The sequence below is a fragment of the Euzebyella marina genome (assembly GCF_014855515.1).
Classification (GTDB): domain Bacteria; phylum Bacteroidota; class Bacteroidia; order Flavobacteriales; family Flavobacteriaceae; genus Euzebyella; species Euzebyella marina.
This window is the reverse complement of record NZ_JACYFK010000003.1, coordinates 213,392-226,168: the sequence shown is the minus strand read 5'-3', so window position 1 is coordinate 226,168 and position 12,777 is coordinate 213,392. Positions and strand designations below refer to the sequence as shown.

14 protein-coding genes are annotated in these 12,777 nt (G+C 40.8%); 12 read left to right on the top strand and 2 right to left on the bottom strand.

The genetic code is table 11. From position 1 onward, the window contains the following. Nucleotides 1-6: 6 nt before the first annotated feature. Nucleotides 7-624 (bottom strand): trimeric intracellular cation channel family protein, encoded by a 618-nt coding sequence (locus IL356_RS13925; protein ID WP_121850643.1) that lies wholly within the window; start codon nucleotides 622-624, stop codon nucleotides 7-9. Nucleotides 625-728: 104 nt separating this feature from the next. Continuing rightward, nucleotides 729-1,445 carry an RDD family protein gene (locus IL356_RS13920; protein ID WP_121848177.1) on the bottom strand — a complete coding sequence of 239 codons (717 nt, stop codon included), beginning with the start codon at nucleotides 1,443-1,445 and terminating at the stop codon, nucleotides 729-731. Between the two features lie 33 nt (nucleotides 1,446-1,478). Between IL356_RS13920 and IL356_RS13915 the strand changes: the two genes are divergently transcribed. From IL356_RS13915 to IL356_RS13860, 12 genes are all read left to right on the top strand, one after another. Next, entirely contained in the window at nucleotides 1,479-2,486 is a 1,008-nt protein-coding gene (locus IL356_RS13915) for a stage II sporulation protein M (protein WP_121848176.1), read from the top strand. Nucleotides 2,487-2,511: 25 nt separating this feature from the next. Further along, nucleotides 2,512-3,378, top strand: a complete 867-nt coding sequence (locus IL356_RS13910) for a hypothetical protein (protein WP_121850642.1) — start codon at nucleotides 2,512-2,514, stop codon at nucleotides 3,376-3,378. Nucleotides 3,379-3,382: 4 nt separating this feature from the next. Further along, nucleotides 3,383-4,120 (top strand): DUF4129 domain-containing protein, encoded by a 738-nt coding sequence (locus IL356_RS13905; RefSeq protein ID WP_121848175.1) that lies wholly within the window; start codon nucleotides 3,383-3,385, stop codon nucleotides 4,118-4,120. Beyond that, a complete protein-coding gene (locus tag IL356_RS13900; RefSeq protein WP_121848174.1) occupies nucleotides 4,113-5,312 on the top strand; it encodes a DUF4350 domain-containing protein in 1,200 nt (399 codons plus the stop codon). Before IL356_RS13905 ends, IL356_RS13900 begins: the two co-directional genes overlap by 8 nt. A 5-nt stretch (nucleotides 5,313-5,317) precedes the next feature. Next, a complete protein-coding gene (locus IL356_RS13895; protein WP_121848173.1) occupies nucleotides 5,318-6,316 on the top strand; it encodes an AAA family ATPase in 999 nt (332 codons plus the stop codon). A gap of 3 nt (nucleotides 6,317-6,319) precedes the next feature. After that, complete coding sequence (locus IL356_RS13890) at nucleotides 6,320-7,651, top strand: DUF58 domain-containing protein (protein ID WP_121848172.1); 1,332 nt, start codon at nucleotides 6,320-6,322, stop codon at nucleotides 7,649-7,651. Nucleotides 7,652-7,960: 309 nt separating this feature from the next. Beyond that, nucleotides 7,961-8,506, top strand: a complete 546-nt coding sequence (locus tag IL356_RS13885) for a hypothetical protein (RefSeq protein ID WP_162987825.1) — start codon at nucleotides 7,961-7,963, stop codon at nucleotides 8,504-8,506. 117 nt (nucleotides 8,507-8,623) lie between these two features. Further along, nucleotides 8,624-9,640 carry a DUF3500 domain-containing protein gene (locus tag IL356_RS13880; RefSeq protein ID WP_121848170.1) on the top strand — a complete coding sequence of 339 codons (1,017 nt, stop codon included), beginning with the start codon at nucleotides 8,624-8,626 and terminating at the stop codon, nucleotides 9,638-9,640. A 75-nt stretch (nucleotides 9,641-9,715) separates the two neighbouring features. Beyond that, the gene (locus IL356_RS13875) at nucleotides 9,716-11,134 is read left to right on the top strand and encodes a carboxylesterase family protein (protein WP_121848169.1); all 1,419 of its coding nucleotides are present in this window, start codon (nucleotides 9,716-9,718) and stop codon (nucleotides 11,132-11,134) included. 96 nt (nucleotides 11,135-11,230) lie between these two features. Then, entirely contained in the window at nucleotides 11,231-11,602 is a 372-nt protein-coding gene (locus IL356_RS13870) for a VOC family protein (protein WP_121848168.1), read from the top strand. Nucleotides 11,603-11,688: 86 nt separating this feature from the next. Continuing rightward, the gene (locus IL356_RS13865; RefSeq protein ID WP_121848167.1) at nucleotides 11,689-12,408 is read left to right on the top strand and encodes a helix-turn-helix transcriptional regulator; all 720 of its coding nucleotides are present in this window, start codon (nucleotides 11,689-11,691) and stop codon (nucleotides 12,406-12,408) included. Between the two features lie 81 nt (nucleotides 12,409-12,489). After that, entirely contained in the window at nucleotides 12,490-12,723 is a 234-nt protein-coding gene (locus IL356_RS13860; protein WP_121848166.1) for a putative signal transducing protein, read from the top strand. Nucleotides 12,724-12,777: the final 54 nt, after the last annotated feature.

Genomic DNA, 12,777 nt, shown 5'->3' with positions numbered 1-12,777 from the left:
GGTTGGTTAAGCTTTTTGCCTGCCGTAAATATTCGGTAAGGTAATATTAAATTTTACCGCCATAAGCCGAACGACGATGATAATCATAATAGCGGCTACATAAGCATAGGCCCCATCAAACGGCAGCAATATCAGTAGAAAATAGCTACTACCTCCTAAAATACAGGCCGTGGCATAAATTTCTTTACGGCGAAAAATAATAGGGATTTCATTGCAAAGAATATCCCTGATCACCCCACCAAAACAAGCGGTAATCGTGCCCAAGGCCACACACATAATGGGTGACAAATCCGCTGTTAATCCCTTTTCAATACCCAATAAGGTAAAAAGGCCAATCCCAATCGTATCGAACAAAAAGAGGGTTCTCCTCAAGTGATGCAAGTGGTTCGAAAAGATTATGGCGAAAACGACCGTTAAGGCTATAATCAACATATAAATACTTTCCTGCATCCACGTAACAGGGGTGTTCCCAATCAAAACGTCACGAAGGGTTCCGCCACCAACTGAGGTAACAAATGCAATAATGAAAACCCCGAACAAATCTAATTTCTTGTTCATGGCCACTAAAACACCTGATATGGCAAATGCAATCGTTCCTAAAATATCAATAACAAAATAAAACACTTTGAACTCGATTTTTAATGAAGGCGCAAAAGTATCATTTTGCCCAACCAAACCCAGTGGGTTTAAAGATAATTTGGCAATTAAATCTGATGGTAATTAACAGGTTAAAGCTGTTGGGTGTAGTAGTTGTAATCTTTGATGACCAAATCTATGAAGTCGATAGGTTTTAACTCCGTTGTAATATCGGTGACCTTTCTTATCTGATAATCCAAAGACACGATAACGTTATGGTTTCCATTTCTTCTGGCAGAATCATACAATTCTTTAATGGTCTGTATTTCATGATCCTTAAAAACGGTTACCTGAGGGAATGTAGGTTTATAGTCGACAGGAAGCTCTCTCAACAAAGTGTCTTGTAACGACACCCGCTTTTTTTCACTAATGACCGTTGTACCAGCGGCAATATCGCCCACCCGTTGTCCGTTTCCACGAATTAAGATAGTCAATACGGCAACACCCCCCGTTGACAGCGACACATCAATAATGCGGAGTACCCAACGAATGACAAAACTTGACAACCCGGGTTTTGAACCATCCAATTTAACCACCCTCACCTTCATTAATCGCTTACCAATAGTTTGCCCGTTCAATAAAGTTTCTAAAATGACATAGTACAAAAATGCCGGTAAACTTAATATCATGTAAAATGCCCAAGTATCACCAAAATCGATATTTAAGGCAGACAATAAGTAAAAGGCCAGGAACAAATAGCAAATGATAACAAAAGTATCGATGATAAAGGCAAGCATACGATCCCCCAGATGAGCCGTGTTTTGATCGATGGTTATATTTTGGGCGGTTTCTATTTGAAATTGCTCCATAGTTTCGTTTCTTTGGGTTATAACACCTTACGCATGCGAGAGGCCGCCTTTGTTAAGCAAAATAAAGATAAATGGGCTACTTTTGAAAATGCCTTGGCTAACAAAACGACGCTACCTCCAGATAAATTGTCTGATCTTTATATAGAAGTTACTGACCATCTGAGTTATGCCAAAACATTTTATCAAGGTAGTAATACCGAACGATATTTAAATTCGCTCGCCTCCCAGGCACATCAAAAGATTTATAAGACCAAACGGGAACCTAAAAACCGAATTATCGAGTTTTGGAAAACGGAATTCCCCCTGATGTTCCACCAGTTTCATAGAGAACTTTTAATCGCTTTTCTAGTATTTCTATTTTTCGCAATTGTCGGTGCTTTTTCTTCTGCCAACGAAGGTGAATTTGTTCGCTCTATTTTAGGAGATGGCTATGTAAATATGACCTTGGAAAACATTGAAAAAGGAGACCCCATGGCTGTTTACAAGCAAATGGGCGAGTTCAATATGTTCTTAGGTATTACTATCAATAACATTCGGGTAGCTCTCATGGCGTTTGCCTTCGGCATTATGCTCGGCATCGGAACCTTGTTCGTTATCATGCGTAACGGAATCATGCTAGGCAGTTTTCAGTATTTTTTCTATGAAAAAGGACTTTTATGGGAGTCGGCCCGAACAATCTGGATCCACGGTACCATAGAAATATCGGTTATTATCATTGCGGGATGCGCTGGTCTGGTACTCGCCAACGGTATACTCTTTCCGGGTACCTATACCCGTTTGGAATCATTTAAGAGAGGAGTTAAGAACGGACTTAAGATTATGTTGAGTACCGTTCCGTTTTTTTTAGCTGCGGGGTTTTTAGAAGGTTTTGTGACCAGACATACCGAAATGCCCGATTTTTTGGCAGTTCTTATAATTTTATCTTCGCTCGCACTAATTCTATTTTACTACGTTATATACCCTATACGATTGCATAAAAAACAATTGTTGGCCACCCATCAATTGGTAGATAATGACCAAGGCCAAAAACCAAACAGTTAAAAACCGGTATACCAACAAGAGATTTATGAAACAATTCATTGAATTTAAAAAACAAAGGGAGTTAGGTGAGATTTTATCGGATACTTTCGCCTTTTTACGGGCGGAATTTAAACCCTTCTTCACCACTTTTTTCAAGATTATTGGGCCCTATCTGTTAGTCATGCTAATTTGTTACGGCCTTTACATGTATCAGTTCGGTGATTTTTTCAGCTTTAGCATGCAAGGTTCGTCCGATGCCACGAACGCCATTTTACTTTTCGTCGTCGGTGCAGCCTTTGTACTTTCGTTAATTGCCACGTACGTTATGTCTCAAGCTACGACCCTGTTTTATATACAATCGTATTCCGATCATCAAGGGCAGACCAATTTTGATGAAATCAAGAAAAATGTGTATGGCTCTTTCTGGCAGTTTATCGGTTTGGGTATTCTTGTTGGTATATGTGTAGGCGTGGGTTTTATGTTCTGTATTATTCCCGGGGTGTACTTGTACGTGCCTTTGGTGCTTACCTTTAGTATCATGGTTTTTAGCCGCAAAAGTGTTTCGGATGCTTTTAGCTATAGTTTTACCTTGGTAAAAGATAATTGGTGGGCCACCTTTGCCGCTCTTTTTGTGGTAGGAATCATCGTTACGGTCGCCAGCTATGCCTTTGCTATACCTTCGACCATTTATACTTACGCCAAAATGGGTATCTTTTCAGGTGAAGTAGATGCCGAAAACTTTGGTGTAGGCGACCCTATCAGTATTTTTTTGAGAAGCCTCAGTACTTTGGCCCAGTTTCTTTTGAATATTATATCGGTAGTTGCCAGTGTTCTAATTTATTTTGACCTGAACGAGAAAAAGAACTTTACAGGCACTTATGAAAGAATTAAAAATTTAGGTGGAACGGAATAACTAAATGCATAGACTGCTTATTCTAATCGGTTCGTTTATTTGTTCATGGCATGGTTTTGGGCAGCAAGACTCTACCAAGGTGAACTATGACGATACCCCTCTGAACGTTCGTACCATACCCGAAAGTTTTTTAGAAAAGTATAAATCGGACAAGGCGTTCGATTATGAAACCACGACGTCTGAGATTGGTTGGTGGAACGATTTTACCGCCTGGTTGGGCGACCTGTTTCTGAGGTTGTTCGAGCTGCTGTTCGGCATCGAAAAGGCGGCCGGCTTTTTGGCTACGTTTTTAGAGATTGTTCCGTATATCTTATTGGCCCTACTTATTTTTCTCTTGATCAAGTTCTTTCTGCAACTCAATGCAAGAACATTGCAAGGGGCAAAAAACAGAGAACACTCCGTTATCTTATCCGAAGAGGAAAACATCATCAAGAACGAAGACATTCAACAGCTCATCAAAGAAGCGGTTGCACAAAAAAATTACCGGCTCGCCATTAGGTATTATTACCTTGGTATTTTAAAACTACTTACCGAGAAAGATTTTATTGAGTGGCAACTTCAAAAAACGAACAGCGATTATCTAGCCGAAATCAATAACGATGACATCAAGTTGAATTTCTCTAAAATCACTTGGTTGTATGATTATATCTGGTATGGAGATTTTGCCATTGATGAAAACGGATATTCTAGGGCAGAAAGATCATTTTTAGAACTACAAACCAAATTGGGTTCCAATGGGTAAAAAGGGTTCTGTATATATCGCTATCATAGTGGCCACGGTGGCCGGTCTTATGCTGCTTCAATACAGTAAGCCCAAGAACATCAATTGGTTTCCTTCTTATGTAAATGACCATAAAATACCCTATGGCACCAAAGTGTTTACCGATTTTATTGAAACCGAGTTTCCCGAAAGCGAGCAGGTGTACAGTCCGCCTTTTGATTTTCTGAACAAAAACGATTCAGTGCAGGGCACCTATATATTCATCAATGAAAAGGTAAATTTTGGCGATACCGAGCTTTATGCATTATTGGATTGGGTCGACCAGGGCAATACCGCCTATATTGCCTCAAATGATTTTGAAGAACATTTGCTCGATACGCTCAACTTAACAACGAACACACTTTTCAGTGATTTTGAGAATTTTGGCGGTTACAAGCACTATTTGGTCAATTCGTATCTCAAGTTAGACAAGGGTTTTCAATTTGAAAAAGACCATCACGTAAGCTATTTTCCGAAAGACAGTCTTTCTGATGCCAAAATTTTGGGGACGGTGGCAAAGGAAAAGGACTCGCTTTCTGAAGAAGCCCGCCACCCCAATGTAATTAGTTTAAAACATGGGCAGGGTGAGATTATACTGAGTACCTTTCCCAAAGCGTTTACCAATTATTTTATCCTAAAAAAAGAGAACAGGGAATACACATCAGGGCTTCTCTCCTATTTTGATAGTTCAAAAAAATTATACTTTGACAATCACCATAAATCGGGCAAATCTTTCTACACTTCGCCCATGTATATTTTCTTGAATTACAAAGAATTTAAGTGGGCCTATTATTTGGTTCTGATAGGTGCCGTCATCTATATCATTTTTGAAGGAAAACGAAAACAAAGGGCCATACCCGTAATACGCCCATTGACCAACCAAACATTGGCATTTACTAGAACTATTGCCGATATGTATTACGAATCGTCAGATGCCGATGCCATTGCGCGATATAAAATGGAGCATTTTTTAGAGTATGTTCGAAACAAATTCTATCTGCCCACCAGAGAACTGAATGAAGAATTCTATACCAACTTGGCCGCGCGAAGTGGGCAACCTAAAGACGAGATAAAAAAACTGTTTCAATTGGTTATAAAACTACAGCAACAGACACGCATAGATAATGGTGATTTACAAGAGTTAAATAGACAAATAGAGCAATTCAAAAAATAGAGTGCATGGAAAGTACTGAAAACGAGAACAACGACATTCATTTCAATAACCGTATAGACCTTGAAAGCCTTAAGTCTGCGGTAGCGAACATAAAAAAAGAGCTAGCCCAAGTGATAGTGGGCCAAGAAAATTTTATCGAACTACTTATCGTTGCCCTATTGGTCGACGGGCACGCATTGATAGAAGGTGTACCGGGTGTGGCGAAGACCATTACCGCCAAATTATTCGCCAAAACTTTGAAAACGGAATTTAGCCGTATTCAATTCACGCCTGACCTAATGCCAAGTGATATTCTGGGCACCTCCATATTCAGTGCCAAAACATCTGATTTTGAGTTTAAAAAAGGCCCTATTTTCTCGAATATTATTCTCATAGACGAAATCAACAGGGCCCCTGCCAAGACACAGGCAGCCTTATTTGAAACTATGGAAGAACGTCAAGTAACCATGGATGGTGTTACCTATCAAATGGATGCGCCTTTTATGGTATTGGCTACGCAAAACCCAATTGAGCAAGAAGGTACCTATGCCCTACCGGAAGCCCAATTAGACCGTTTCATTTTTAAAATAAAGGTCGATTACCCTACCGTTGAAGAAGAAGTTCTCATCTTACAGACACATCACGAAAGAAAAGGGGCCCGGCCACAAGAAAAAATAAACGGAATACTGGACCCTATTGAACTGGCCGACATCAAAAAGAAAATACAGGAGGTCATCGTCGAACCTAAAATCATAGACTATATCGCCCAGGTCATTACTAAAACGAGAAATCACCCTCATCTATACCTTGGTGGTTCTCCAAGGGCGTCTATTGCCACATTGAACGCTGCTAAAGCTTTTGCCGCCATCAACGGAAGGGATTTTGTAACACCTCAAGATGTTAAAAATGCCTTGGTTCCGGTGCTTAACCACAGGGTCATCCTGACGCCTGAACGCGAAATGGAAGGGATGACCACGGAGAATGTGGTTCAAATGATTACCGAATCCGTCGAAATCCCTAGATAGGGCATGCAATTTGTAAAATCACTTTACATACACAACACATTTTTCAGATACATCGCAGTACTGGCCGCCTGCTTTGTTATCTCTTATTGGGTACCATTCCTCTACCCTATTGCCTGGCTTTTGACATGGGTTTTATGTGCCCTATTTCTGTTCGACATTTACTTGTTGTATAGCCCTGCAAAGACCATCACGGCGAAACGCTCGGTACCTGGTAAACTATCCAACAGCGATTATAATCCGATTAAACTGGAGTATACCTCCCATTACAACCAGAAGCTATTTCTAGAAATTATAGACGAGCTTCCGGTACAATTTCAAAAGCGTGACTTTCGGTACCGAGATAGCCTGTTGAAAGGTGAAAATGGCGAATTTGAATACGCCGTTCGCCCTGTGGAAAGAGGGGAATATGTATTTGGTAACCTTATAGTTTTTGCTTCGACCACCCTTCGAATTATTAAAAGGAAGTTCATTTTTCAAAATGGGGAAATGGTTCCGGTGTACCCGAGCATTATTCAAATGCAACAGTACGATTTCTTATCGATCAGCAATCGTTTGACGGATCTGGGCCTGAAGAAAATCCGTCGCATCGGGCATACACAAGAGTTTGAACAAATTAAGGAATATGTACCCGGTGATGATTTCAGAACCATCAACTGGAAAGCAACGGCCAAACAAAGTAATTTAATGGTTAACCAGTATCAAGATGAAAGGTCGCAGCCTGTTTATTCGATAATTGATACCGGTCGGGTGATGAAAATGCCTTTTAACGGGCTTAAATTGTTAGATTATGCTATCAATGCTTCGTTGGCCTTTTCGAACATAGCCCTAAAAAGACACGATAAAACAGGTTTGCTCACCTTCTCAAAAAACATAGAGACTTTCGTGCCCGCAGTTCAAAAGGTCACCCACCTAAATATCATTTTGGAAAAGCTTTATAATGTGAATACGGCATTTAGCGATTCCGATTTCGGATTACTTTATGGCCAGGTGAAGCGCAAGATCAATCACCGAAGTTTATTGATGCTATATACCAATTTCGAGCATATTTCAGCTTTGAGGCGTCAGCTTCCCTATTTATTGGCGATAGCTAAAAAACATGTTTTAGTGGTCATATTTTTTGAAAATACAGAGCTCGAGGCGCTTATCGAAAAAAACACCCAATCGCTTCAAGAAATCTATCACCAAACCATCGCCGAGAAATTTTCTTCCGAAAAACAGCTGATGCAAAAAGAGCTTCATAAGTACGGTATTCAGACCATTCTCACCAAACCGGAAGAACTCACCCTTAAAACGATTAACAAATATCTCGAAATCAAATCGAGAGGTCTGTTATAGGCAAATAGCACCCCATAAATTGGGTATTCGTCCCATCAGCAAAAGCATTGCGATTTAATCAAAAAATCATCTATTCAATTACGAATTTCGGATTAATATAATTTGTTAATAACTTTTAATTCATAATTCAAAAATTGCTGAGCCTGAAAAATGCGCTGTTTCATCGACCATTGACATCTTTTATATGCTGTAATGAACCGTTTGACTATACCAATCGGTGTCAAAAAAGTGGACAATTATACATAAATTAGCCTTCCCCCGACGGTGCTACGGCACCAACTCATGAACAACTCAAAACTCAGGTTAGCTATGGGAGTTAAAGGCTCTACCAATTCACACGCTGGCGAATTGAACCTTTTGTCAAAATGGACGGGGAAGAAATCCAGATATCATTATCGCTTAATTGATTACAAGAACAAACAGCACAAAACAGATGTTCTTTTGAGCCAGACCAAATGCAACCTAGAGGTGCTTCCTCAAGGGCTTATGGTCGTTGGCAACTTTACTGAGAAAGACTCCATCATACCCATACTAAAAAACGAGATTGAATCGATTACCCTCATTCGAGGCAAAGAGGTCATCGACACTTTTTATATGTCTCCGATGTATATTTTATCCAAATTGGGCATCCCCAACCGAATCTCTCGCCACCTCAAAGTATATCCTTCAGAATACAAGATTACCGAAACCAGGGTTCACATCAAGTGCGAAGATTATGAGTTACGCCTAATCACCGATGGCAATCGTTTTAGCAAATTGCACCGCAGTCTAAAAAAACTAGGGTACACGAACCTCAAACTTTTGGAACGCCCCAAATTGAACCTCCTTCAATACAGAAGGGCCTTAGACCTTTAATTTTAACTCCAAGCTTACCACTTTAACTTGATTACCAAGGTTTATCTTGTAGGTTTCAAGCATATTAGAGAATTTGTAGTACCTTTTATCGCTTTAACAAACTGAAACTACCAGACCATGTCAAAAAAGTACCTTTTAGCATACACCCTATGCTTGTTTTTCTTGAAGGGCCAAGCACAAGAACTGCATCAATTGGCCAACGATTTTTTAAGCTCGCTCTCCAAAGAGTTGAGAGAACAAACGCTTTATGAACTGACTTCAGACGAGCGCAAAAGTTTCTTCTATACCCCTGTTTACCGAAAGGGAACGACCTTCAACCAATATAACGAAGCCCAAACAAAAGCGGCGCTTGCACTTTTAAAAGCTTCCATCAGTACCGAAGCCTATGAAAAGACCAAGGCTATTATGGATTTGGAGAACATACTTATCGTTCTCGAGAATAACCCGAAAATGCCCGATGGAACGGCCAAAAGAGACCCTCTTAATTACCATTTCTGGATTTTCGGCGACCCCGCTGAAGAACAGTTTTGGGGTTGGCGTTTTGAGGGCCATCATATCTCATTGAACTTTTTGGCTTCAGAGGGTGCCTTGGTATCTAGCACTCCCTTCTTTTTAGGTTCTAATCCGGGAAGGGTATTGGAAGGAAAGAGAAAAGGACATGAAGTTTTGAAAAAAGAGACCGACCTAGGTTACGCCATGGTCAACGCACTTGACCCAGAGCAGTTAAAAGTGGCTCGCTTCTCTGAAACGGCCCCTGCCGACATGTTTACCAGCAATCACTCCAAAGCTGAAAAATTGGCGCATACCGGTATCAAATATTCCGATTTAACCAAAGATCAACAAAAGACCTTTTGGAACTTGCTTCAATTGTACCTCGATAATTACGAAGAAAAGTTTTCTGAAAAGTTCAAGGCCAAAATAGAGAAAGAAGGTATCGACGAACTTTATTTCGCCTGGGCCGGAAGTCTTGAAAGAGGGCAAGGCCACTATTACAGTATTCAAGGGCCTACCCTTTTAATTGAATACGACAATACCCAAAACAATAACAACCATGTGCATACAGTGGTTAGAGATCTAGAGAATGATTTTGGTGATGATATTCTTCAACAGCATTACGACCACGACCATCGTTAAAGATTAGGTTCGTCTGGCAACGCGTCCTTTAAGATTCGTAAAACAAAATTGAAAGACCACTTATAATAACGGTTTATGCAGCATATAAGGCCAAAAAGAAGTTTTTATCACTTTACGATTTTCTTTTTGGCCTTCAGCTTTATAACCCTCTTCGTTGCCTCTATCATCAACCTGAAAATCGGCATTAAGATCAGGTATCTCACTTCTTTTGATATTTGGTTTTTAACGTATGGCCTAGTTACGATATTCAGCAACCTATTTTTAATTATCTACTATTACCACCAAAGGTATTGGTGGGCGACCCTCGGTTGCCTGCAATACCTCTTCTTCTCGCTCTGCCATTTAACGGTCATTTATTTTATGGTTACGGCCCAGCGGCTAGAAAGCTATTACCATGCTATTTACCTCTGTATGTTATCCTCTATGTTTTTGTACGGGCTAACACTTATAATCAGTAAAACGAACTATCACAAATGGCTCAGATGGGCAGGAGGAATGTTGATTTTGGTTTCCTTGTTGTTTATCGCTGCCTCGCTTGGGGCCTCGAAAGCCTCCAGCTACGAAATGAGGGAAACGATTGGTTTACTGCACAATGCACTTACGGTCATCGGCAGCCTTGTGTCTATCCCTTTGATAGCTCATTTTTGGGAAGAATTAAAACAAGTAAAAGAACCTCCTAAAAAGACGCGTTCTTTAAACCTCTTTGGCCAAATAACCATAGGGTTGTTCATCTTTGCCACCCTCTTTCTACTCGTTAAAGATGCCTTTCAAAACAATCTCAAGTACACCCCTGCCACGCAAAGCCAAAAAGAGATGGCCAGTATTTTCGAAATGCGTTCATTTACAGGCACGTCGGGAGAGACGTTGCACTATCGGATATTGCGGCCTTTAAATTACAATGCCGATAAAAAATATCCCTTAGCGGTTTGCCTGCATCATGGCGGAGGCAACGGCTCGGATAATATCAGGCAAATAGAAGCCGCGATGTTCGCGCGTAAACTTGCGGAACCGGCCAACCGTCAAAAATACCCGGCTTTTTTATTCGTTCCGCAATGCCCGCCGGGGCATAGTTTCGGTGGAATTCCCAATTACAGCAGCATAGAAGATTTGGTACTCGAAGCTATGGCTGCCCTTGAAAATGAATTTAACATAGATACAAGCCGCAGGTATGTCATGGGCATGTCTCTTGGCGGATTTGGCACTTGGAATCTCATCGCCAAAAATCCTCAAATGTTTGCAGCTGCCATGCCGGTTTGTGGCGGTGGTGACCCCGACCTAGCTGAAGTGTTGGTGAATATGCCTATATGGGCCTTTCATGGCGCCGAAGACACCAATGTGCCCACAAAACTTTCACGGGATATGATACAGGCCATCAGGGCCAAAGGCGGAAAACCAAAATACCTTGAGTTTGAAGGCGTCGGCCATGCCGTGTGGTCGAAAGTCAATGATACCGAAGAAAAATTGCCTTGGTTGTTCTCTCAAAAAAGAGAATAAATTCAAAAAAATCATCCTTATAAAAATACCCCTGACATATACTGACATTGGTCGAAAATACCTTTGGGTCAAAGTTTAATTCTAAAAACAAATATCATGACCAATGCAATCAGCTGGTTTGAAATTCCAGTCAAAAATTTCGAAAGAGCGAAAGATTTTTATTCCATTATTTTGGATATTGAAATCAGGGAAGTTCCTATGCCCGAAAGCAAGTACGGTGTTTTTCCCTACGATTCCGACAATAATAAGGTCGGTGGCGCCATAATGGAAATGAAAGGGGCCAACCCTTCTTCTGAAGGGGTTACGGTTTATCTGGATGGTGGAAACGATTTGGCCATTCCGTTAGCACGGGTAGAAGCTGCTGGCGGCAAAGTGGTCATTCCTAAAACCGATATTGGGGAAAACGGATACATGGCCCATATCATGGACACCGAAGGCAACAAAGTGGCCCTGCATTCTTGGAACTAATCCTTTAAAAAATGAATGCCATCTTGAATACCCCTCCGGTTCAAGATGGCATTCATACCAATCCGCTTTCTTAACTTTACCTCACCATGTCTCAGTTATCTCGATTGATCAACATATTGACCTTGCTTAAATCGCGTCGGGTCTTGACCGCTTCCGAACTTTCGGAAAGGTACGATGTGAGCATTCGCACTATTTATCGCGATATTCAAAAGCTCATTGAGTCTGGAGTTCCCGTGGTGACTTTGGAAGGCAGGGGTTACACCCTTATGGACGGTTATACCGTGGCCCCCGTCCAATTTACCGAAAAACAGGCCAACGCACTGATTACCGCACACCATCTGGTCAACAACAGCAAAGACGCTTCATTTGTGAAGGATTTTGAGGAAGCGCTGATCAAGATCAAATCGGTGTTTCGCTCAACGGTTTTGGAAAAGAGCGAAATATTGAGTTCAAAAATTCATGTATTTGAACCGCGCCAAGAAAGTTTTGCCAGTAATGCTTTATCCGAACTTCAAATTGCCATTACGCATCTGAATTACGTCGAGATCAACTACCGCAAGGCCAACGATACCGAGATATCCTTTCGAAAAATCGAACCTTACGTTTTCTTTTCCACCGAAAACAAATGGATTCTTCTCGCTTGGTGCCATCTTAGGGAAGGCTACCGGGCCTTTCGTGTCGATCGCATTCAGCATTTTAAAATTTTGCCCGAACAATTCGTCGATAGAAAATTCAGTATTCAAGATTACTTCGCCGCATGCCCCTATGATTTTGAAAAAAACGAGCGTCCGAACACTCCGAATTAGGGTCAACAATTAATTTGATAGCGTTCTCATTTTAATATGATTACGCGGCTATATTCTATAACTTGAACTAAAATTTGCGCTATGAATTCGAGCTATAGAAAAATATTCTCCGGCAATCGCTACACCGTACAGAGAATCGAAGAAAAACTGAATGAAATTGAAGTAACTCCCATCATAAAAGATGAATCGGAATCGGCCCGTTTGGCTGGTTTTGCGGCCAATGTTGGGGGCGAATTGGAAATTCATGTTCACGAAGATGAATATGAGCGTGCCATGATGATTATCAGGGCTATTGCTGCACAGCAAGAAGATTAACAATATCTAGGGTAAATTTTTGAATAGTCTATACATTATTCCCTATTTTTATCT

Excerpts from the sequence above, each read along its gene's own strand:
- IL356_RS13920 (WP_121848177.1), bottom strand. The coding sequence starts at position 1,445 with ATGGAGCAATTTCAAATAGAAACCGCCCAAAATATAACCATCGATCAA.
- IL356_RS13915 (WP_121848176.1), top strand. The coding sequence starts at position 1,479 with ATGCGAGAGGCCGCCTTTGTTAAGCAAAATAAAGATAAATGGGCTACT.
- IL356_RS13910 (WP_121850642.1), top strand. The coding sequence starts at position 2,512 with ATGAAACAATTCATTGAATTTAAAAAACAAAGGGAGTTAGGTGAGATT.
- IL356_RS13905 (WP_121848175.1), top strand. The coding sequence starts at position 3,383 with ATGCATAGACTGCTTATTCTAATCGGTTCGTTTATTTGTTCATGGCAT.
- IL356_RS13900 (WP_121848174.1), top strand. The coding sequence starts at position 4,113 with ATGGGTAAAAAGGGTTCTGTATATATCGCTATCATAGTGGCCACGGTG.
- IL356_RS13895 (WP_121848173.1), top strand. The coding sequence starts at position 5,318 with ATGGAAAGTACTGAAAACGAGAACAACGACATTCATTTCAATAACCGT.
- IL356_RS13890 (WP_121848172.1), top strand. The coding sequence starts at position 6,320 with ATGCAATTTGTAAAATCACTTTACATACACAACACATTTTTCAGATAC.
- IL356_RS13885 (WP_162987825.1), top strand. The coding sequence starts at position 7,961 with ATGGGAGTTAAAGGCTCTACCAATTCACACGCTGGCGAATTGAACCTT.
- IL356_RS13880 (WP_121848170.1), top strand. The coding sequence starts at position 8,624 with ATGTCAAAAAAGTACCTTTTAGCATACACCCTATGCTTGTTTTTCTTG.
- IL356_RS13875 (WP_121848169.1), top strand. The coding sequence starts at position 9,716 with ATGCAGCATATAAGGCCAAAAAGAAGTTTTTATCACTTTACGATTTTC.
- IL356_RS13870 (WP_121848168.1), top strand. The coding sequence starts at position 11,231 with ATGACCAATGCAATCAGCTGGTTTGAAATTCCAGTCAAAAATTTCGAA.
- IL356_RS13865 (WP_121848167.1), top strand. The coding sequence starts at position 11,689 with ATGTCTCAGTTATCTCGATTGATCAACATATTGACCTTGCTTAAATCG.
- IL356_RS13860 (WP_121848166.1), top strand. The coding sequence starts at position 12,490 with ATGAATTCGAGCTATAGAAAAATATTCTCCGGCAATCGCTACACCGTA.